The 22599-nt window shown below is 38.8% G+C and carries 20 protein-coding genes; 10 read left to right on the plus strand and 10 right to left on the minus strand.

The window, feature by feature from the left end:
- Nucleotides 1-112 precede the first annotated feature (112 nt).
- The 5 genes from C9E88_RS07825 to C9E88_RS07845 all read left to right on the plus strand — a co-directional run bounded on the left by C9E88_RS07825 (nt 113) and on the right by C9E88_RS07845 (nt 6747).
- Nucleotides 113-1228 carry an S-(hydroxymethyl)glutathione dehydrogenase/class III alcohol dehydrogenase gene (locus tag C9E88_RS07825; RefSeq protein WP_106985204.1) on the plus strand — a complete coding sequence of 372 codons (1116 nt, stop codon included), beginning with the start codon at nt 113-115 and terminating at the stop codon, nt 1226-1228.
- A gap of 199 nt (nt 1229-1427) precedes the next feature.
- Nucleotides 1428-2444 carry a flavin reductase family protein gene (locus C9E88_RS07830; protein ID WP_106985203.1) on the plus strand — a complete coding sequence of 339 codons (1017 nt, stop codon included), beginning with the start codon at nt 1428-1430 and terminating at the stop codon, nt 2442-2444.
- A 22-nt stretch (nt 2445-2466) separates the two neighbouring features.
- A complete protein-coding gene (locus C9E88_RS07835; protein WP_106985202.1) occupies nt 2467-3621 on the plus strand; it encodes a fatty acid desaturase family protein in 1155 nt (384 codons plus the stop codon).
- Nucleotides 3622-4232: 611 nt separating this feature from the next.
- Nucleotides 4233-5288 carry a 3-deoxy-7-phosphoheptulonate synthase gene (locus C9E88_RS07840; protein WP_106985201.1) on the plus strand — a complete coding sequence of 352 codons (1056 nt, stop codon included), beginning with the start codon at nt 4233-4235 and terminating at the stop codon, nt 5286-5288.
- A 271-nt stretch (nt 5289-5559) separates the two neighbouring features.
- Nucleotides 5560-6747, plus strand: coding sequence for a PilT/PilU family type 4a pilus ATPase (locus tag C9E88_RS07845; RefSeq protein WP_106985200.1), 1188 nt, complete (start codon nt 5560-5562; stop codon nt 6745-6747).
- Nucleotides 6748-6984: 237 nt separating this feature from the next.
- Here C9E88_RS07845 and gcvH read toward each other — a convergent pair whose 3' ends face one another.
- The 4 genes from gcvH to C9E88_RS07865 form a co-directional block, all read right to left on the minus strand.
- Nucleotides 6985-7359 (minus strand): glycine cleavage system protein GcvH, encoded by a 375-nt coding sequence (gene gcvH / locus C9E88_RS07850; protein ID WP_106985199.1) that lies wholly within the window; start codon nt 7357-7359, stop codon nt 6985-6987.
- A gap of 84 nt (nt 7360-7443) precedes the next feature.
- The gene (locus C9E88_RS07855) at nt 7444-8472 is read right to left on the minus strand and encodes an AraC family transcriptional regulator (RefSeq protein ID WP_106985198.1); all 1029 of its coding nucleotides are present in this window, start codon (nt 8470-8472) and stop codon (nt 7444-7446) included.
- A 149-nt stretch (nt 8473-8621) separates the two neighbouring features.
- Complete coding sequence (locus C9E88_RS07860) at nt 8622-9065, minus strand: MaoC family dehydratase (RefSeq protein WP_106985197.1); 444 nt, start codon at nt 9063-9065, stop codon at nt 8622-8624.
- Between the two features lie 42 nt (nt 9066-9107).
- On the minus strand, nt 9108-10937 hold the full coding sequence (locus C9E88_RS07865; RefSeq protein ID WP_106985196.1) for an ABC transporter ATP-binding protein: 1830 nt from the start codon (nt 10935-10937) through the stop codon (nt 9108-9110).
- A gap of 288 nt (nt 10938-11225) precedes the next feature.
- Between C9E88_RS07865 and C9E88_RS07870 the strand changes: the two genes are divergently transcribed.
- A complete protein-coding gene (locus tag C9E88_RS07870) occupies nt 11226-11864 on the plus strand; it encodes a nucleotide-binding protein (RefSeq protein WP_106985195.1) in 639 nt (212 codons plus the stop codon).
- Nucleotides 11865-11935: 71 nt separating this feature from the next.
- On the opposite strand, the gene C9E88_RS07875 is transcribed toward C9E88_RS07870, so the two are convergent.
- The 5 genes from C9E88_RS07875 to C9E88_RS07895 all read right to left on the minus strand — a co-directional run bounded on the left by C9E88_RS07875 (nt 11936) and on the right by C9E88_RS07895 (nt 16891).
- Nucleotides 11936-12472: a DUF2058 domain-containing protein gene (locus C9E88_RS07875; protein WP_106985194.1), complete on the minus strand. Its 537-nt coding sequence runs from the start codon at nt 12470-12472 to the stop codon at nt 11936-11938.
- 15 nt (nt 12473-12487) lie between these two features.
- On the minus strand, nt 12488-13162 hold the full coding sequence (locus tag C9E88_RS07880) for a YoaK family protein (RefSeq protein WP_106985193.1): 675 nt from the start codon (nt 13160-13162) through the stop codon (nt 12488-12490).
- Between the two features lie 34 nt (nt 13163-13196).
- A complete protein-coding gene (sstT, locus tag C9E88_RS07885) occupies nt 13197-14393 on the minus strand; it encodes a serine/threonine transporter SstT (RefSeq protein WP_106985192.1) in 1197 nt (398 codons plus the stop codon).
- Nucleotides 14394-14600: 207 nt separating this feature from the next.
- Nucleotides 14601-16337, minus strand: a complete 1737-nt coding sequence (locus C9E88_RS07890; protein WP_106985191.1) for a SulP family inorganic anion transporter — start codon at nt 16335-16337, stop codon at nt 14601-14603.
- A 236-nt stretch (nt 16338-16573) separates the two neighbouring features.
- Nucleotides 16574-16891, minus strand: coding sequence for an ArsR/SmtB family transcription factor (locus tag C9E88_RS07895; protein WP_106985190.1), 318 nt, complete (start codon nt 16889-16891; stop codon nt 16574-16576).
- 283 nt (nt 16892-17174) lie between these two features.
- Between C9E88_RS07895 and cysK the strand changes: the two genes are divergently transcribed.
- The 4 genes from cysK to C9E88_RS07915 all read left to right on the plus strand — a co-directional run bounded on the left by cysK (nt 17175) and on the right by C9E88_RS07915 (nt 21712).
- The gene (cysK, locus tag C9E88_RS07900) at nt 17175-18173 is read left to right on the plus strand and encodes a cysteine synthase A (protein ID WP_106985189.1); all 999 of its coding nucleotides are present in this window, start codon (nt 17175-17177) and stop codon (nt 18171-18173) included.
- A 146-nt stretch (nt 18174-18319) separates the two neighbouring features.
- Nucleotides 18320-21025 carry a heavy metal translocating P-type ATPase gene (locus tag C9E88_RS07905; RefSeq protein ID WP_106985188.1) on the plus strand — a complete coding sequence of 902 codons (2706 nt, stop codon included), beginning with the start codon at nt 18320-18322 and terminating at the stop codon, nt 21023-21025.
- A gap of 3 nt (nt 21026-21028) precedes the next feature.
- Nucleotides 21029-21424: a Cu(I)-responsive transcriptional regulator gene (gene cueR / locus C9E88_RS07910; protein ID WP_106985187.1), complete on the plus strand. Its 396-nt coding sequence runs from the start codon at nt 21029-21031 to the stop codon at nt 21422-21424.
- Between the two features lie 90 nt (nt 21425-21514).
- Nucleotides 21515-21712: a heavy-metal-associated domain-containing protein gene (locus C9E88_RS07915; protein WP_106985186.1), complete on the plus strand. Its 198-nt coding sequence runs from the start codon at nt 21515-21517 to the stop codon at nt 21710-21712.
- 131 nt (nt 21713-21843) lie between these two features.
- On the opposite strand, the gene C9E88_RS07920 is transcribed toward C9E88_RS07915, so the two are convergent.
- Complete coding sequence (locus C9E88_RS07920) at nt 21844-22455, minus strand: TetR/AcrR family transcriptional regulator (RefSeq protein ID WP_106985185.1); 612 nt, start codon at nt 22453-22455, stop codon at nt 21844-21846.
- Nucleotides 22456-22599: the final 144 nt, after the last annotated feature.

The raw sequence follows: 22599 nt of genomic DNA on the forward strand, positions 1-22599 counted from the left end.
TTCGCTATAAATTTTATGATCAGAATATCACCATGTTAAAGGTTGCTTCTGCGAATAAAAAGCGGTTACTGTAGCTCATCTGTTAATTTAGCCTCTACAGGAAGTTATCCTTATGAAATCACGTGCTGCTGTTGCATTTGGGCCAGGTCAACCCTTAAAAATTGTAGAAATTGATGTCGCACCACCTCAGGCGGGTGAAGTATTGGTTAAAATCAGTCATACAGGGGTTTGTCATACAGATGCATTTACTTTATCTGGTGATGATCCTGAAGGCGTTTTTCCTGCTGTGTTAGGTCATGAAGGCGCAGGTGTTGTAGTTGAAGTTGGCGAAGGTGTTACCAGTGTTAAACCTGGTGATCATGTTATTCCACTTTATACAGCAGAGTGCGGTGAGTGTTTGTTCTGTAAGTCTGGTAAAACCAACTTATGCGTTTCTGTACGTGCAACTCAAGGTAAGGGTTTAATGCCAGATGGTACGACTCGTTTTTCTTACCAAGGTCAACCTATTTACCACTATATGGGATGTTCGACTTTCTCTGAATATACCGTTGTTGCGGAAGTGTCTTTGGCAAAAATCAACCCAGAAGCGAACCATGAACATGTCTGCTTATTGGGCTGCGGTGTAACAACAGGTCTAGGTGCTGTAAAAAATACCGCTAAAGTGCAAGAAGGCGACACAGTTGCAGTATTTGGTTTAGGTGGTATTGGTTTGGCTGTTGTACAAGGTGCAAAAAAAGCCAAAGCTGGCCGTATTATTGCGGTAGATACCAACCCAGAAAAATTCAAATTGGCTGAAGATTTTGGTGCGACCGATTTTGTTAATCCAAAAGAGCACGATCGTCCTGTACAAGAAGTGATTGTAGAAATGACAGGTTGGGGTGTAGATCACTCCTTTGAATGTATTGGTAATACTAATGTGATGCGTTCAGCATTGGAATGTGCACACCGTGGTTGGGGCCAATCAATTATTATTGGTGTGGCAGGTGCTGGCCAAGAAATTTCTACGCGTCCATTCCAATTGGTCACTGGCCGTTCATGGAAAGGGACTGCTTTTGGTGGCGTAAAAGGTCGTTCACAATTACCAGGTATGGTCGAAGAAGCAATGAATGGTGATATTCAACTTGAGCCGTTTGTAACCCATACGATGGGCCTAGATAAAATCAATGAAGCCTTTGACTTAATGCATGAGGGGAAATCTATTCGTTCAGTGGTTAATTTTGCAGAATAAGCTTAAATCTTAGTGATTTAGTCAAATTTAAAAACCAAGCTTCGGCTTGGTTTTTTGCATTAATTGTTAGACAAAAATGATAAAAAGTGTGAAAAACACCTGTTTTGACCTGAAATGACATAGTCCATTTTTTCGAACGACTATATTGTATCCAGCAATAAAAGAACAAATGTATATTAATAATTTTACAGGGAGCAATATGAACACAGCAGTCTATACGCCTGAATGGGTTCGCGAAGATTTTGTTGACTTTGTTGCAGAAAAATTTCATCCAACATGGGCATGGAAAAAGGTCAAAGCCGAGCTGGTTTCAAAGCGTGCTTTAAGCCAAGATTTTCATGAGTTTATATTGCGTCCAAATCATAATTTTGATGCAAGTAAGTTTCAGGCTGGTCAATCGCTTTTAGTCACCGTTGTGGTGAAAGGTGTGCGCCAGCAACGTAGCTATAGCATTATCAATATTGATGAATATGGCATTCATATTGCAGTAAAACAACAAGGCGTAGTTTCAAATGCTTTGGCATCAATGCCGATCCATTCGGTGATTGAAATTTCGCAAGTACAAGGCGAATTTACGTTAAACACACCATCTACAGAGCCAGTTTTGCTGATCGCATCAGGCAGTGGAATTACTGCAATTTATTCACTCCTGAAGCATGCGCTAAAGCAAAATCAATCAATTGAAATGATCTATTTTAGCCGTGATAGTGCTTATCATCATGAAATTGAAAGTTTGCATCAACAGTTCCAAAATTTTACATATCATCTTATCGATACCAGCAAAACCAAGTTGCACTTCAGTGAAAAATTACTGAAGCATTTGGTCCCAGATTTTGAAAGTCGCATGTGCTATGCCTGTGGTACAGCGGGCATGATGCAAGACTTACATGCATTGTATGAATCTACTGAGCGACAAAACCAACTGAAAACTGAATATTTTCAGTTAACGATTGATCCTACATTAGAGGCGCAACAAGTGACTTTTGCACGTGCACAGCAGACCTTTATGGCAGATGCTAGCTTGCTTGAAAGTGCTGAAAAGGCCGGATTAAAACCAGCGCATGGCTGTCGAATTGGCATCTGTAACACTTGCTCATGTACCAAAGTGCAAGGTGCCGTACGCAATGTGCTCACTGGTGAAATTGACCAAGGCAATAATACACAAATTAAATTGTGTATTTCTCAGGCCATCAGTCCAGTTGTAATTAATCTATAAAGCATTTAGGGGAGTAATAAAAATGAATAAACCCTTATTTTTTAATGAAAAAAGCAAGTCTCACTACTTAAGTTCTGAACAAGTAGAAGAGCTGGGCGCAAAAATTGAAGCCATCCGTCGTGAAGTGATGGACAGCCTCAATGAAAAAGATGCGCAATATATCTATAAAATTCGTAACTTTGTACGTTATAGCGAAATCGCATCGCGTGGCATGCTCATGTTTGCAGGTTGGGTGCCACCAGTATGGCTCTTGGCTACAGGGTTATTAGGTATCTCTAAAATCGTTGAAAACATGGAGCTTGGCCACAATGTGATGCATGGTCAATTTGATTGGCTGAACGATCCTAGTTTGAATGGTGCCAATTATGATTGGGATACAATGGCCACAGGTCAAGATTGGAAATATACCCACAATTACGTCCATCATACCTATACCAATATTGTCGGTATGGATCATGACGTTGGCTATGGACTGATTCGAGTGAGTGATTCGCAAAAATGGGAGCCACGCTTCTTGTTTAATATTCCACTTGCGATTCAACTGATGGTGTTTTTTGAATGGTATGTTGGAATTCAACGCTTACACTTAGAAGATGTAATAGCGTATAAAACCAAAACTTGGGCACAAGTGTGGGAAGAAGCGGCCGATGTCCGTAAAAAAATGAAACGCCAAATTCTAAAAGACTATGTATTTTTTCCATTAATTGCTGGGCCTAATGCAATCCCAGTATTTGCAGGTAATGCAGTTGCAAACGTGATTCGTAGTTTATGGGCATCTGCAGTAATTTTTAACGGACATTTCACAGAAGATACTGAAACTTTTGAAATGGACAATACCGAGAACGAAACCCGCGCAGAATGGTATTTACGACAAATCCGTGGTTCGAGTAATTTCACAGGCACACAGTGGTTGCATATTTTAAGTGGTAACTTAAGCCATCAGGTTGAGCATCATTTATTCCCAGACATGCCAGCCAACCGTTATGCCGAAGTTGCGCCAAAAATTAAAGCGTTGTGTGCTGAATATGGTATTAACTACAATGAAGCCAGCTTTATGAAGCAGTTTGGCAGTGTTTGGGTACGTTTGGCAAAAGCATCTTTACCTAATGACTGGAAAGCAGAAGCAAAATATTATGCTACTAAAGCCAAAACACGGTTACAGGCTTTATTCGGTTAAATTAAGCAATAGAGTTTAAACACGATGAGAAAGCATCAATTCTGAGTTTTTGAAGGATTGATGCTTTTTATACTACAGAAACATCAGTCTGTTTGTCGTTCAGCATAATTTAGACCCGTCGAGAAAATGATTTATATATTAAAAACAGTAGATGAACTATAAATATAGCTAAAATGTGCTTTTGAGCAAAAAATAGTGTAAATATTTAGCAATAATTTATTGAAATGCTATTGTCAAAGTATTGAATACAGCGTATTTTAATTTTCAGACAGATACCTTTTGATGAAATCAAGATGTTAAAGCAACCATTAATCTCAAACGCTTACTATTATTTTTGGCAATTTAGATAATTGCCTGAACGCGTTCGGGCACGGAAAATGGTTGCCCACCAAGTTTATACCTGATCGGCAACCCTGATCAGGTTTTTTTATATCTCGATTTTTATAACACTTTTGGAAGATTAGACATGATGACTTTTAACTATTCATATTTTAGCAGCGCATATTGGTTTTACTTTAGTCAATTTATGACACTCAGCCAGCAATCCCTTAGACCCATAACGCTCAAATAAAAGATCGGACTGTCATGCGCACAGTCCAAAGGAATGACCAATGAATGCCTTAAATATCACATTAGAAAAAACTGTTACAACAGAAACTATTTTAAGCTTACCGCACCAATTGAAAGCGCAATTACCACTTTCAAATACATTGGCAATGCAAATTGCGACTCAGCGTCAAACTATACAAAATATACTCGAAGGCAAAGATCGCCGTTTAATGGTCATTACTGGACCATGCTCAATTCATGACCCAGTTGCTGCACTTGAATATGCAGAAAAACTCAAAAAAATTCAGGTACAAGTTCAAGACCAAATATTCCTTGTGATGCGTGCATACATTGAGAAACCACGTACCACAGTGGGTTGGAAAGGTTTCCTATACGATCCAAATTTAGACAATTCATCTGATATGCAATCAGGTTTACAAAAGTCACGTGAGCTTTATTTGCAAATTATCGAAATGGGTTTACCTATTGCATCAGAAATTTTAAGCCCAATGGCCACAGCCTATTTCGATGACTTATTGGCATGGGGTGCAATTGGTGCACGCACCAGCGAATCACAAATTCATCGTGAAATCTCGAGTCACATGCCTTATAGCATTGGCTTCAAAAATGGTACAGATGGCTCAATTCAAATTGCTTTAGATGCGATTCAATCTGCATCGCAACCGCATCAATTCATGGGCATGAGTCAATCTGGGTTACCAAGTATTTTAATGTCTAAAGGTAATCCAAAAGCACATATAATTTTACGCGGTTCAAATACTGGCCCAAACTATGCCTTAGCTGAAATAGAAAAAATCCAAGCCAAAATTAAACATGAAATGCCTGCTTTAGTGATTGATTGTAGCCATGGAAATAGCCGTAAAGATCCAATGTTACAGCCTGAAGTGCTACGCACAATTGTATTAGAACGTCAGTTAAGTAATGTCCGTGGTGTTATGTTAGAAAGCTTTTTGGTGGATGGCGCACAAAAAATTTCTGACCAGATGTGTTATGGACAATCTGTAACTGATGGTTGCTTAGGATGGAGCAAAACCGAGGATCTTTTACTTGAAGTTGCCGAACAATTACGTACTCAAAGTTTAAAGCGTAGCGCGTGAAGATTATGATCAACTTTTGGAAGTGGCTGAGTATTTGACTTGGCCACTTTTGTGTTTACATTTGCATTTTAGTCCAGCGACAAAAGGTCATAAGTCAATATTTTACCTATAAATATGATGATATAGACATTTTTTATTAGAAAATGTTTTAAAATTAGATGTTTATAATTGAGCGCATAATAAAAAACATGCACAATTGAATTTTAAAAAATAATCATGAGTAGGCCTTACTTTTTTGGTCTGCTGCTTTTTGTGTTTGGGGAAAACCACTATGTACTCAGCTGAGTTGCTTGAAGAAGCACGTCGCTTAATGTTCCACATGTTAACCAAAGTTGTTGAGTACGGCGGTTCTGACTTATTCATTACGGCAGATTTTCCACCGAGTATTAAGCACCAAGGTCTAATGAAGCCTTTTGGTCAACAAGCATTAACACCAGATAAAACCAAATTATTTGCATATAGCTTAATGAATGAAAAGCAACGTAAAGAGTTTGATGCGGAACTAGAATGTAACTTTGCGATTAGTGTGCCAGAAATTTCACGTTTTCGTGTGAATGTATTTCAGCAACAATTAAATGTAGGTATGGTCATTCGTACCATTACCAATGAAATTCCAACATTTACCCAGTTAAAATTGCCCGAATCACTTAAGCATGTGATTATGGAAAAACGTGGTTTGGTATTGGTTGTTGGTGGTACAGGCTCTGGTAAGTCAACTTCCTTGGCTGCCATGATTGACCATCGCAATGAAAATTCAGCTGGTCATATTATTACGGTTGAAGACCCAGTCGAATATGTACATAAGCATAAAAAATCGATGATTACTCACCGTGAAGTTGGCGTGGATTGTCATTCTTGGCACAACGCGTTAAAAAATACCTTGCGCCAAGCTCCTGATGTTATTTTAATCGGTGAGATCCGTGATACTGAAACCATGGAACATGCGATTGCTTTTGCTGAAACAGGGCACTTATGTTTGGGGACTTTACATGCTAATAATGCCAACCAAACCTTGGACCGAATTATTAACTTCTTCCCAGAAGAGCGTAGAAATCAGTTGCTTATGGACTTGTCGTCTAATATGAAGGCGATTATTTCGCAACGTTTAATTCGTACAGAAGATGGTAAAGGGCGCCGTGCTGCTGTTGAAATTATGTTGAATACACCGTTAATTTCAGACTTGATTTTAAAAGGTGAATTCCATGAATTAAAAGGAATTATGGCAAGATCACGTGAGCTTGGTATGCAGACTTTTGATCAGGCATTATTTGATTTATATAATGAAGGCGCAATTTCGTATGATGAAGCGCTTCGTAATGCCGATTCAACCAATGAGTTACGTTTACAAATTAAATTGAAAAGTAGCCGTGCAAACCCTGCACTCGAGTCAACCTCTAGTTTTAGTATGATGAGTGAAAGCAAGGAAGAAGAGCCCGCTGAAGGTGAGAAGGCATCCTAAGCAAATTTGCTCGTATTTAAACGTATCGCTATTGAATAAAGGTATGATAAAAATCATGCCTTTATTATTTTTAATTCGGGTTATTCGTACAATTCATATTGAGAAAAACCTGAATTCTATTGGTTTTAAACATAACAAAACGAGATAGGTTAGGCTGAGTCGAACCAATTATTATCACTGAAAAATAAAATCAGCCATCTGGCTGATTTTATTTGGTTTCAAACTTAGAATACTAAATTAAAGGCCAGCTTCGTAATCTGCACTGCTGAGTAAGCCTTCAACATCTGCAATATTGTCTGGTTTAATTTTATAAATCCAGCCTTTGTCATAAGGCGAATCATTTACAAAATCAGGGTCATCTTCTAAATCTGAATTAACTTCTACAACAGTACCCGTAATAGGTGCATGAATATCAGATGCAGTTTTTACTGATTCAACTACACCTGCTTGTTCGCCAGCAGTAATTTTTTGACCTACTTCAGGTGCTTCAACATAAACTAAATCACCTAACGCGTCTTGAGCGTGGTCTGAAATACCCGTTACAACAAGATCACCTTCAATACGCACCCATTCATGTGTACGTGCATATTTTAGTTCTGAAGGATGATTCATGGATAACTCCTTAAAGCTGTGAAAGTCATTTTTGCATGTTTATACATGCTTTTAGTTAAAAAAAAAAGCAATAATCAGTCAGAATTATAAATAAGGGTCTTTACGCCAGTTACTTGGGCTACGACCGCTCCAACGTTTAAAAGCACGACTAAAATTTGCAACGTCGCTATAGCCAAGTTCATCGGCAATTTGCTCTAAGGTAAAGTCAGTGCGGGATAATAAGGAGGTGGCATGACGGTATCTAACTTCATCGACCAAGGTAGAAAAAGAAGTGCCTTCTGCTGCCAATTGACGTTTCAGCGTTCGATCTGACATAAATAAGCGTTCAGCGACGGCTTCAATGCTTAAATAATGTTGCTCTGAGTTCGTTAGAATATCCCGTACACGCATTGCAATTCGATGGCGTTCACCTAAAGCAGAAAGTTCAGCTTCACATTGATTAATTGCAATTTGGCTGGCGATCGGATCGGCATTGACCAGTTTATTGCTTAAATAGTTTTTGTTAAAACTCAAGAGTAGGTGAGGCTGATCAAAACGGAAAGTATGATTTGGATACTTGGCCATAAATCGCTCAAAGCCTTCTGGCTGTGGAAAATCGAAATCAATTTCCCCTGAAGCATCATCTACGCCGGTAATTGCCTTACCCATACTGACGAGACCGAACATTAAGGCGATCGAAATTTCTGAACGAATTGGCTCAAGTTCAATATCAGTTTGTAATTGTATGGTTGCCTTGTTGCCAAAAGTCGAAAAAAATAATTGTAAAAAAGGTAAACGCAGTTGTATGAATCGATTGGCTAAGATTAATGCATCGGTAATATTCTCAGCAGTCATAATGGCATAACCAATAAAACCATGAATAGAAATCCGCATTTGGTTGCCAAGGTGATACCCTAAAGTTGGTTCACCCGTTAATCTTAAAGCATGTTGAATCAATTGATTCGCGACAGGTGTGGGGATGCGATAATCAGGATCTGCAAGTTGTTCGCTATTGAGATCAAATGGCGAAAATAGAGTTTGATCATTGTAACCCCAACGAGAGACTACATCTAAAAGAAGTAAGCCATAAACACCTGGTATACCTTGATCTTGACGTGTGGCGTTTGTTTTCATGCGCGATCCATTGCAATCATTTTATATTTTTATATTCGGACTTATATTGGCATGAAATCCAAGATAAGCCCATTAAAATTGTTGGACAATATGCATCCAGACTGTTGAGCTCAAGTAAAGCTTCGAAACTAAAAATAGCAGTACTGAATTTAAGATGTTTCTTTTTTAAATACCACAATTTTTGTGGTGGAAATATAAACTACATCCTGCGTTTGATTCAGTGCTTGTGTAATGTAAGTCACAATGGCACGATCAGGCTTACTACGCGATGGCGTGATCGCAACAATTTCAACTTCCACATGTATTTTATCACCTGGTCGGGTCGGCCGTGGCCAGCGCACACTGGTTTCAGAGCCAATCAGGCCATTGGCGATCGGAAAGCACTCTGTCCATAAGCGCATAGTGACGGCTGCTGTATGCCAACCACTGGCTGCAATACCTTGGAAAATTGGGTGTTCGGCTGCCAGTGCTTCGTCGGTATGAAAGGGTTGTGGATCATAGGCCTGTGCAAATTGTTTAATTTCCGCAAGGGTCATTTCATAGTCACGACTGATAAAGCGATCGCCAATTTTAATATCTTCCAAATATAGCATGCGGTTAAATTTCCTTATGTTCCGATACAGAATAGTTAAAAATTAAGACTGCTCGAGTAAAAAACCACCTGTTTGACGTTGCCATAAATGTGCATAAATTCCATTTAAAGCAACTAATTCATCATGTGTGCCTTGTTCTGCAATGCGACCCTGATCAAGTACGATCAAGCGGTCCATTTGTGCAATCGTAGATAAACGATGTGCAATCGCAATCACAGTTTTACCTTGCATCAATTCATCTAAACTGGACTGAATGGCTGCTTCAACTTCAGAGTCTAAAGCACTGGTGGCTTCATCTAAAATTAAAATAGGTGCATCCTTTAAAAATACACGTGCAATTGCAATACGTTGACGTTGTCCACCCGATAGTTTTACACCACGCTCACCGACAAAAGCGTCATAGCCTTTTTGGCCACGTAAGTCGACCAACTGAGGGATAAACTCTTCTGCTTTGGCTTTACGTACGGCATCAAACATTTCTTCATCTGAAGCATCTGGTCGACCATATTTAATATTTTCTTCAACGGTTCTATGCAATAACGAAGTATCTTGCGTGACTAAAGCAATGTTTTTTCTTAAGCTGTCTTGTGTAACATCTTCTATATTTTGTCCATCAATCGAAATACGACCTTCGTTGATACGATAAAAGTGTAAAAGTAACTGAATAAGTGTGGATTTACCTGCACCTGAGCGCCCCACAATACCGATTTTTTCACCAGGTTGGATGGTTAAATTGAACTGATCAATTACTTTTTTATCATTATAGGCAAAACTTAAATTTTCAAATTTAATTTCACCATGCGGTACTTGTAGCTCTTGGGCATTTTCTTTGTCTTGAATATTAATACGGCGCCCTAAAGTTTTCATACCATCTTGAATTGTTCCGACATTTTCAAACAGTGCAGAAGTTTGCCACATAATAAATTCAGCAATACTACTCAGCTTTAAAATCATTGCTGTTGCAGCTGCAATCACACCAAGTTCAGCTTGTCCATGTAGCCATAAATATACGGCTGTTCCAATCACACCGCCGTATAGCACAATATTTAAAATGCTAATACTAATAGAATAGCGTGCACCTAAACGCATTTGTTTAAACACCGTCACCATAAACTCTTGCATTGAGCTTTTGGCATATTGGCTTTCACGGCCAGCATGTGCAAACAGCTTCACCGTTTGAATGTTGGTGTAGGCGTCTGTAACTCGGCCTGTCATTACGGCACGTGCATCGGCTTGTTGATTGGAAATTTTACTGAGCCTTGGAATAAAGTATGCTGCAGATGCAATAAACAGAACAAGCCACAACATCAGTGGGATGAGTAGCATTGGCGAAATGGCAGCAAATACCAAGCTGACGGTGACGAAATAAATTAAAACATAGGCCAACATGTCGCCTAAAATAATCCAAAATTCGCGTACTGCTAATGCAGTTTGCATGACTTTGGCAGATAAACGACCGGCAAAATCATTGTGAAAAAAATCGAGACTTTGTTGTAGTAAAAGGTTATGAAAACGCCAGCGTAATCGCATCGGAAAGCTGCTATAGAGCATTTGATGTTTAACTATGGTTTGTAAGCTGGAGAAGAAAACATTGGCCAGTAAAATACTGGTTAAAATAATCAAATTTTGCTGATGATTCGCCATGAATGTTTCAGGCTGGCTTTGGCTCAACCAGTTCACCAAGTCACCAATTTTGGCATAGAGTAGTGCTTCAAAGCTGGCAGCACCAGCTGTACATAAGACCAAAAGTAGTAAATAGCGCTTTACGCCATCTGCTGCTTTCCAAACAAAGGCAAAGAAAGTGGTAGGCAAAGGTTCATTTAAGCCTTTTGTTGGGTAGGGATCTACCAATTTTTCAAACCACTTTAACATACGACAATCACCTTTCTTTGTAGCGTTACCGCTCTATATTAACTGAAATTCATACCTTTATAGCAATTGTACTTATAGCAGAGTTACGATCTAAAAGCTGTTTTGATTGGTGAGAGTAATTGACTAAATTTGAATATATTTTAGTGTAATGAATAAATAAAACGAGATGAATGACGAGTCAGTAGGGTTCACTTTTGAGAATCGGCACATGAAAATATATATAGAAAAATAATTGAGCAGGCGCTGTTTTTGCTCTGGCGTTAAAATAATTAAAGGGGGGGATAAACAGTGGCAAATATTTATGTGATTAGCAGTTTAAAAGCTGGCTCAGGTAAAACCACCATTGCAATGCATTTGTGTGAATATTTAAAGCAAAATCACAAAACTATGCTTTTAGATGCAGATTTAAGCACTGACCATTTTGAATGGGCGCTAAAACATGATAAAAATCTCGCTTTTGAGCACCTCGATGTCTCAGAAAATGATGCCATCACACTAGATAAGCGCATACAGCATTTGCAAAAGCAATACGATAAGATAGTGGTAGATATTGATGGACACGATAGTAAAGCACTACGCTCAGTATTAAAGCATGCGCATAAAATGATTATTCCAACTGGTGTAACAGCGCAAGATTTAAAGCTCCTTGCTGAGATGGTGGAACTGGCGATAGCCATGAAGCAATCCAATCCACAATTACGTGTATATGTGCTTTTGAACAAAATACCCATGCAAACTGAAGCGCAAGAAATCGAACAAGCCAACCAGTTATTACAAGACATGCCAGGCATGCGATTTTTAAATACGATTGTTTATGACGATTCAAGTTTTGTTCAGGCCATGCAGGCGAGTCAATGCATTTGGAAAACGCAACCACAACAAGGTGAGCTCATGGATCAAGTATTGGCAGACTTACTGGCTGATTAATTTACTGCTTATATTATTAAAAAAGCCCCATGTGCAAAACAACGGGGCTTTAATACTGCTTATAGCAAGAATTACCACATCAAATCATCTGGAATGACGTACGCTGCGTAAGGATCTTCTTCCTCAGTGGTTTGTTCATTCTTCTCGGAATTATTGACAATAATAAAGCCTTCCATTTTGCTGTTAATACGTTCAGCCAATGGCTTAGGTAAAAATGCATAGCTGTCGTTGTCTTTTGCAACAACAAGACTACCAGCAACCAAAGCATTATAAATTTGTTGATTGATGTAAACCTTTTTAATTTTGTTTTCATCAATAAATTGATACACAGAATCGCCATCGGTTTGGCGAATTTTATGCTGATTAATCATTTGTACAATGGTAGCTTTTAGCTCTTTTTCTTGTAAAACAGCTTTTTTCTCTTGTTCAATAGCTTGGTCACGCGCTTGCTTTTGCTGCTGATCTTGCGCAATTTTTGCCTTTATTTCTGCTTCATTGCTGTCGCCAGTACGTTTTGCGTGAGCTGCTTGTTTTGACAGTTTTTTTGCCTTTTGATTGTCGACCAAGCCAGCTTTGAGCAGCTGTGCTTGTAATGCATTTTTAACCATGAAAAAAAGTCCAAACTAATGTTGAATGTGCCGATAGCGCAAATAAATGACCCAGTACACAGCGCTCATACAAAGACTTAAGGCTGCGGGTATTAAGAATGTATTCAATTTTAATAAAGGATAAAGTAAAGAAGCAACTATCCCGCCTAAAAAGAAACCCATTAAGATGAGTACATGCAGTAATATTCTGCGTTTTTCTACTGGAAGGCCACGTAGCTGATAACCTAGTGCTAAACCTAAGTCGGTTAATACACCAGATAAATGCGTGGTGCGAATAATTGTGCCTTTATAGTGGCTAACCATGGCATTTTGTACGCCCATTGCCACACAAGCCCATAAAAGTGCATATCTTGGGAAATAAGGTACCAATAGCCAACAGAGTAAAATAAAAAAAGCCACCAAGCTTAAGGGAATGCCATAAAGGCGCCCTAAGCGAAAGTGACTATTTCCCAGAATGAGCCCACTATAAAATGAGCCAATCACATAGCAAAGAATGACCAGAACCAAATACAACACATGTTCGGGTTGCCATGTGATGATGGCTTGAGCAAGCATACTGACGTTGCCGGTCATGTGAGATACAGACTGATGCAGAACAGTGACCAAGCCAATGACATTGATCATGCCTGCATTCATCGCAAGAAAGAATGCGCCAAGTTGTATCCATGCTGGTAAAGTTTGAAATGGCATAATAAACAGCGCATTTTATATACGAATGAGTATATTACTTTAAACCACGGTCTACAGCTGCAGTAAATAATACGTCAGTCGAAGAGTTTAGGGCTGTTTCGGTAGAGTCTTGTAAAACACTAATCACCATACCAATTGCAACCACTTGCATAGCAACATCTGATGAAATACCAAATAAGCCACAGGCAACAGGAATTAATAATAATGAACCGCCAGCAACACCTGATGCCCCACATGCCGAAATAGTTGCCAACACAGATAAAATTAACATTGTTGTGAAATCAACGTTAATTCCTAAGGTATTTACTGCTGCGAGTGTAAGCACTGTAATTGTTACAGAAGCGCCGGCCATGTTAATTGCTGCACCGAGTGGAATAGCAACACTTGCAGTTGATTCAGGTACACCTAAACGTTTTGCTAAGTCCAAGTTCACAGGAATATTGGCAGCAGAGCTACGCGTAAAGAATGCAGTAATACCACTTTCACGTAAGCATTGGAACACCAATGGATATGGATTTGAGCGTGTTACAAATGCCACCATAATTGGGTTGATCACCAAAGCAACAAAGAACATTGTGCCAATCAATACCGCTAATAAATGTGCATAGCTTGCAAGGGTGCTTAAACCTGCATCTGCAAATGTCACCGCAACCAAACCAAAAATACCCACAGGAGCGAAGCTAATAACCAAGCGAATCACGCTGTTAACTGCATTGGCTGCATCTGTAAGGAAGGTTTTAGTGGTGTCAGCAGCATGACGAAATGCAATGCCTAGTGCTACAGCCCATGCCAAGATACCAATAAAGTTAGCATCAGAAATAGCAGTTACTGGGTTTGCAACGAAACTCAATAACAAATTTTTCATGATTTCTGCAAGGCTTCCTGGTGGTGTCAAATCAGCTTGTGCTGGAACATTCAAGAATAAAGTGCTTGGCGAGAAAATGCTGACAATGACTGCACTTAGAGCAGCCAAGAACATACCAATGGCATACATCAACATAATTGGCTTAATGTAAGCATTGCTACTACCAACTTTAAAGTTTGCAATGGAAGCCAATACCAAGACAAATACAAGAACTGGCGCAACAGATTTTAATGCTTTGATGAATAAATCACCTAGCATACTTAGATAAGGAGCTGCATTTGGGAAAAAAACAGCAACCAATACGCCCAAAATAATGGCGATAATAATTCGGGTTACTAAACTCAAACGCGTAAAAGCAGTGAACATAGGAGAGCCTTGTCAGAATTACAATGACAAAATTGATGAAAATTAGGCGCCTATTTTATACTGAAAAAATTATTAGCTAGTAAGAAAAATGAATATAAAAATTAAGTTATTGTTTTTCAGTTGCATTTTTTACAAAAATACATTGGATTTTGAATAAAATACATGACTTATTGATAAAAAGCCTCATAAGCTGAGGCTTTTTATCACTTAGATTTGATATTCAAGAATTTTAGGAGAAAGGCTTTGTATAGCCTTAAAATGCGTCAAATAAATTTGGCCACTTAAATGCTTAAGCAATTTAGATTGCTGTAGTTTGTCCATGACGGGACCTTTGACCTCTGAAAAATGCAACCGAATATTGAGTTTGCTAAGCTCTGCATTAATTTCTTCAAGCATTTCTAATGCGCTGTAGTCGATACTACTGACACTAGAGCAATTCAAAATTACATGGCGTAGTTCAGTTTGATGGCTAATTTCATTAATCAAAAAGCCTTTTAATGCATTGGCATTTAAGAATGTGAGGCTTTCATCAATACGAACAGATAAAATATCTGCAGTTGTAACCACATGATGGCGTTGTATATTTCTAAAATGTTGTGTGCCTTCAACCAAGCCAATCACGGCCATGTGTGGTCGACTAATACGCCAAAGCATAAGAATAAAGGTAGAGATAATACCGATCATTAAGCCCGTTGAAATATCAATAACAATCACGCCTAAGAACGTAATCCACATCGCAATGCCATCAGCTCTTGAATAGTGCCAAGTATCCACAAAAGGTTTGAAATCTACCAATTTCCAAATAGATACAATAATAGTGGCAGCCAAAATAACCAAAGGCAGATCTTTAAAAAAGCTCGTAAAGTACAACGTCACAATAATAATAAAGATTGAGGATAAAACGCCAGCCATAGGCGTTTTAGCACCAGCATCGGCATTAACAACAGTACGAGACAAACTGCCTGTTACAGGGAATGCCGAGCTTAGACCTGCACTTAAATTTGCAAGCCCTAAAGCGACTAGTTCTTGGTTACTATTGAGATGGCTACGTTGCTGTAGTGCTGTGGCTTGTGCAATGGACAATGATTCGACAAAACTGATCATGGCAATCATCGCTGCGCCAGGAAGCAATTTAATGACCAATTCCCATGTCCAGAAAGGCATGTGTAAAGGGGGAAATCCTGAAGGAATTTCACCGACTGTTTTAAGCCCATAGGCTTTTAGGCCAAAGCCTATGGTCAGTGCAATGGAAATGACCACCAAAATTAAGGGAAGTGCTTTTATTAAAAAAGTGGTTGAGCCGATTCGCCCTTGTATAGCTTGGCTATTGAGTAATTTGGGCGCATAAATTAAAAATAAAATTGCGATCAGGCCAAAGCCTAAGGAAAACACATGAGTGAAGGATAAATACTGCCAAGCACTTTGAATAAATTGCGGAATGTTATTGCCATTTAAAGGAACATCGAGCAAAAATTTGATTTGTCCTAAAGCAATAATAAGTGCAGAAGCAATAATAAAACTTTTGATAACCGGATGGCTGATCAATTGGATTAAAAACCCAAACCTAAAAATACCCAATAAAAAAGAAATCACCCCGACCATTACCGCCAATAACATAGCTGCATCTATGTAAACTGGTGAGCCAGCTTCAAATAAAGGGTTGAGGGTAGCAAATGTCATCATAGAAATAATGGCGACGGGCCCAATTGATAAAGTCGAGCTACTACCTGTCATAGCATAAATAATCATGGGTAACATACTGGCATATAAGCCCATGATGGGTGGTAAACCTGCAAGCATGGCATAGGCCATCCCTTGTGGCACCAACATGGCAATCACAATTAATGCAGCCAATACGTCAGATTTAAATTTACCTAAATGATAGTCTTGTAGCCATTGCCACGCAGGAAAATAACCCAAGATGCGTTGTTTTAAATCTGACATAAAAAATTCTAAATCACAATTTAATATATATTATGCATAAAAAATGCTAAGAAGTCCTGCCAAAATTTCTGATGCTTTATTTTTAAGGCATGGAGATAAAATTAAAGTAATAAGAGAGCGAAGTGAAATATGGTTTTTTGCTGAGGATGGCGATTTGTTGAATAAGGGGACTAAAAAATCTGGCTATTGGCTGTCAATGAAGAATTGTTTTTAGGTACTGTCAGCCAAGAATTTTTTTAGACTTCAGGTGCGGTGCAATATAAATCTTGCAATGTTTTGAGTACGGTAACCAAATTTTCGTCTTTAATTGAGTAATAAATTTGCTTGCCATCACGTCGTGTGCTCACCACATCACTTTTACGTAACATCATCAGTTGTTGAGATAATGTGGGTTGGCAGATGTCTGTCATTTGCTCGATTTGTGAAACATTTAGTTCATCTTGCGCTAAGTGACATAATATAAGTAGCCGATCAGTGTTTGCTAAGGATTTTAGAACACCGACGACGATATCTGCAGAATCACGCAAACTGGTGATTTCTAGATCCGTATTCATTTCAGAGTATCCATATAGGTTTGGCGTGGAATAAGTATACGGTTATCTGACGTAGGCGCTGTAAAAAAATGCCGATAATTGATGGTTTTTAGTGAAAATAAATATCAATAAAAATTATATGTATCAAAAAGATGCATTTATTTACTACATCGAATAACGAATATACAAGGCGATTAAAAATTTAGCACAAATTTATGTATTTTAGGCAAAAAATATACAGCACTTTCAAATTGGCGTTATGATGCTTAAGATTGCAGTGATGTATAAAATTAAGGGAATACTCATGACAACTGATAGTGCTTTTCCAGTACCAAGTAATTTAGGTGTTGCTGTTTATAGCAATAATGCGGAGGCTATTGGTAATACGCCACTTGTACGCATTAATCGTGTTATTCAGTCGGATGCAACGGTTTTGGCAAAAGTAGAAAGCCGTAATCCTGCATTTTCTGTAAAGTGCCGTGTAGGTGCTGCTTTAATTGCAGATGCTGAAGAAAAAGGCTTGTTAAAAGCGGGTATGCATATTGTAGAGCCAACCAGTGGTAATACAGGTATTGCTTTGGCTTTTGTTGCAGCTGCTAAAGGTTATGATATTACGTTAACGATGCCAGCCAGCATGAGTATTGAGCGCCGTAAAGTTTTAAAATCTTTTGGGGCAAACTTGGTATTAACCGAGCCTGCAAAAGGCATGAAAGGTGCGATTGAAGAAGCTGAACGTTTGGTTGCAGAACATCCAGAAACTTATTATTTGCCTCAGCAATTTGAAAACCCAGCAAATCCTAAAATTCATGAATTAACCACAGGCCCTGAAATTTGGGAAGCGACTGGCGGTAAAGTTGATATTTTAGTATCAGGCGTAGGTACAGGTGGCACGATTTCAGGTATTTCACGTTATTTTGAGCAAGTGAAAAATCAGCCTGTTTATTCGGTTGCGGTAGAGCCAGCAGAGTCTCCAATTATTGGTCAGGCAAAACGCGGGGAAACTTTAACACCAGGGCCACATAAAATTCAGGGCATTGGTGCGAACTTTATTCCTAAAAACCTTGACCTTGATTTAGTTGATGAAGTACTTGCAATTGAGAGTGCTGAAGCAATTGAATGGGCGCGTAAAACAGCGACTCATGAAGGTATTTTGGTGGGTATTTCGAGTGGTGCAGCTATGGCTGCTGCTGCCAAATTGGCTGCACGACCAGAAAATGCGGGTAAAACTATTGTGGTGATTTTACCAGACGGTGGCGAGCGCTATTTATCTTCAGTACTGTTTGAAGATATTTCTGCAGACTAAGACCGTACAATCATTATCAATGATTGGATGTGTAAATAAAAAAACAGGCGGATGCGCCTGTTTTTTTTATGGTGATGGCTTGACCTTACCAATATGGCAATGTTTAAGCTATAGATATTAATTTAATCATTTATGAGGCATTTAATATGTCGACCGCAAGCGCTGAAAAAAAACAAGAACAATATCAACTTACTGTAGATATTGAAGGGATGACTTGTGCCTCATGTGCTGTAAGAGTAGAAAAAGCATTAAATAAAATCGAGCAGATAGAAAATGCTACGGTTAATTTGGCGACTGAACAAGCCCATATTGAGAGTAAGCAACCCATTGAGCTTAATCGTGTTGTTCAAGCAATTGAACGGTCAGGATTTAATGTTGCAACCCAACAAGTAGAAATTCCTATTGAAGGTATGACCTGTGCGTCATGTGTTGCACGAGTAGAAAAGGCACTGAATAAAGTTGATGGTGTACTGCACAGCACTGTTAATTTGGCCACGGAAAAAGCTACCGTAAACGCCTTGAGCTCATTGAATATACAGCAACTGTATAAAACGATTGAAAAAGCTGGCTATAGTATTGCAACCCAACCCATAGAATTAGATCTGGTCGGGATGACCTGTGCTTCATGTGTTGCACGTGTGGAAAAAGCTTTAATGAAAGTAGATGGCGTGAGTCATGCCACTGTTAATCTAGCAACTGAAAAAGCCATGGTGTACGGTGGTCAACCCGAAACATTAATACAGGCAGTAAAAAAGGCTGGTTATGAAGCTCGTCTCGCACAAGCATTAGACGCAACACGAACTGAAAAAAAACAACAAGAAATGCAGGTACTGAAACGTGATTTAATCATTGCTTTCATTTTTACGCTTCCTGTTTTTGTCTTAGAAATGGGCAGCCATTTGATTCCAGCTTTTCATCATTGGATACATGGTTTTATTGGCCTACAAAATAGCTGGTATATCCAATTTATCTTCACAAGTTTGGTTTTACTGTTACCGGGACGTCGTTTTTATCAGCATGGGATTCCAGCTTTATTACGTTTAGCACCAGACATGAATTCCTTGGTGGCTGTGGGCACATTCTCTGCGTATCTATTTTCGTGTATTGCACTCTTTATGCCACAGTTATTACCACAAGGTACGGTGCATGTTTATTTTGAGTCTGCAGCAGTCATTATTGTTTTAATTTTATTGGGACGTTATTTAGAAGCCAAAGCCAAAGGTAAAACTTCACAGGCCATACAATATTTGATGGGTATTCAAGCCAAAACTGCACGTGTTATGCAAGATGGTACTTTTATAGAAATGCCGATAGAGCAAGTCCAGTCTGGTATGGTCTTTGAAGTTCGTCCAGGTGAAAAAGTACCTGTAGATGGAGAAGTGATTTCAGGTGCTAGCTATATTGATGAATCCATGATTAGTGGTGAACCCTTAGCCGTTGAAAAAGTTGCAGGGCAACACGTTGTTGGGGGAACTATTAATCAAAATGGCAATTTGACAGTAAAAGCAACATCTGTGGGTCAAGACTCAGTGCTTTCACAAATTATTCACATGGTTGAAAAGGCACAGGGTTCAAAACTTCCAATTCAAACCTTAGTGGATAAAGTCACTTTATGGTTTGTACCCGCCGTAATGTTATTGGCTACATTCACATTTGTAGTTTGGTATTTAGTTGGGCCCGAACCGAGTCTTACCTATGCATTAGTCAATGCTGTGGCTGTACTGATTATTGCGTGCCCGTGTGCAATGGGCTTGGCAACACCAATGTCGATTATGGTAGGTACGGGGCGTGGTGCAGAATTAGGTGTTTTATTTCGTAAAGGCGAAGCCTTACAACAACTTAAAGCAACTCAAGTCGTTGCAGTTGATAAAACTGGGACGCTGACCGAAGGCAAACCCCAACTGACTGATTTTCAGGTGACTGAAGGCTTTAATGAGCATGAAGTTTTACAATGGGTGGCCTCTGTAGAAGCAAAATCAGAGCATCCTATTGCTTATGCAATTGTACAAGCCGCTCAGGATTTATCACTTGAATGTCTTCATGTAGACCATTTCGATTCAATTACAGGCGCGGGTATTCGTGCTGAATTACATGGAAAGCAAATTCATATTGGTGCTGCACGTTTAATGCTTGATTTAGGGTTAAATATTGATGTCTTTACAGCCATGGCACAACAGCTGGGCGAGCAAGGGAAAACACCCCTGTATGTTGCAATTGATCAGCATTTAGTAGCCATTATTGCCGTTGCAGATCCAATTAAAGAAACCACTTTTAGTGCAATCCGTGCTTTACATGCACAAGGCTTAAAAGTTGCCATGATTACTGGGGATAATGCACATACGGCTCAGGCGATTGCACAACAGCTGCAGATAGATACGGTGATTGCAGAAGTATTACCCGATGAGAAAGTACATGCCGTAAAACAGCTTCAAGCTAAATATGGCATTACCGCTTTTGTTGGGGATGGTATTAATGATGCTCCAGCACTCGCACAGGCTCATGTTGGTTTAGCCATTGGCACAGGAACAGATATTGCAATTGAAGCTGCAGATGTCGTGCTGATGTCTGGAAATTTACAAGCAGTACCAACTGCAATTGGCTTGAGTACCGCAACCATGAATAACATCCGTCAAAATTTATTTTGGGCTTTTATTTATAATGTGGCTTTAATTCCAGTTGCGGCAGGGCTGTTATATCCATTTTTTGGAATATTACTTTCGCCTATGTTTGCTGCTGGAGCGATGGCATTATCCTCAGTATTTGTGATTAGTAATGCGCTACGCTTAAAGCGTTATCAGCCTACATGGGCACAGAGCATCGCTGATAGTAAGCCAATGAAATTGGAGTCTTAACACATGAATATAGGACAAGTTGCAAAAAACTCGGGCATTTCTGCAAAAATGATTCGTTATTATGAAGACATTGGCGTATTGCCAGCATCTAAACGTAGCGATGCAGGTTATCGGATGTACAGTGAAGACGACCTAAAAACCTTGCATTTTATTCGACATGCCAGAGAACTTGGCTTTTCTACAGAGCAAATGAAAGAGCTTCTAGAGCTGTGGAAAAACCACGACCGACAAAGTGCCGAAGTAAAAGATTTAACTCAAAAGCATATTCTGGCGTTAAAACAAAAAATTGTAGATTTACAAACCATGGTGGATCACTTAGAACAGTCTGTCCATTGTTGTGCTGGAAATCAGCAATCTGAATGCGAAATTTTAAATAAAATTGAATTTGGAATGAATTAGGGGCTTGACCTTCACCCTATTGGAAGCTTTAAGTTTTTAAATATCGTTGTATAGCTTTGTTTAACACAACAAACATGAGGAAAAAATGCTATGAAACTACGTATCGATGCAATGACCTGTGGCGGATGTGCACGTAGCGTGACTGCGAGTATTAAAGACCTTGATCCAAATGCGACAGTAAATATTGATGTTGCAAGTAAAATTGTGGAAGTTGATAGTACTGCGGAACAGCAAAAACTTTTAGAGGTTTTAGCGGAAGATGGCTTTCCAGCAGTGCAATTGGCTTAATGGTTACGAGCTAAATAATTTAACTGTTGTCAATAAAGCCCGGTTTAACTGGGCTTTATTGTGTGCAAAATTAGCCATTTTTAAAATTGTGCTACTTTGAACAGCATTGATAAATGTAGAAAGAACAAGACTTAATTGTTTTGGCTTGCAATTTTATCTGGTGTCATCAGTGCTTGATTGACATAAAGTTTAATTAAGCGCTCTCGTGAACCGATCGATTTTTGATAGTGCGTTGAGTTTAATAAAAGTGAAGCGCCGTAAGTGACCGTCCAAATATAGGATAAATAGTCACGAATCGACATCATGCTGTTGGTTTCTTTGAGATGGTGCGCAAACAAATCTTTGATTTCAAGTATTCGTTGCTCACGAATATGATAAAGCTCTTCAAATAAGTCTTTGAGTTTGCGCTCATTATTTGTTAGGCGTTCTTCAATTACATGCAAAAGAATCGTTCGATTCGAATTCAGCATGTTGTAGAGCATGTATTGTGAAACATAGGTTTTAATATCGTGATTATATTTTTTGGAAATCTCTAGCAAACGTTGCTCATTTAAAATAATTAATTCTAAATACAGCTGGTTTTTACTTTTAAAATGTTTGTAAATCGTGCCCTTAGCAATATCTAATTCGCCTGCTAATTCACTTAAAGTAATGTCCTGATTGTTGTCTAGCAATAACGTTTCGGCCATCGCTAAAATTTTCTCTTTGCGTTGTAGAAAATTTTGTTGGCGTACTGTAGTCATTTTTATTCCAAATACATCAATGGAGAATATGATAGAAGATTACGGTGATTTAATGCTTGCTAAAATAACACTAAGGTCGAGCAGTGTATTCTATTTTGAACTAAAAATAGCCGTTTAATACAAAGATGAAGAATATGTGAACAA

Source organism: Acinetobacter cumulans (genome assembly GCF_003024525.3).
Classification (GTDB): Bacteria; Pseudomonadota; Gammaproteobacteria; order Pseudomonadales; family Moraxellaceae; genus Acinetobacter; species Acinetobacter cumulans.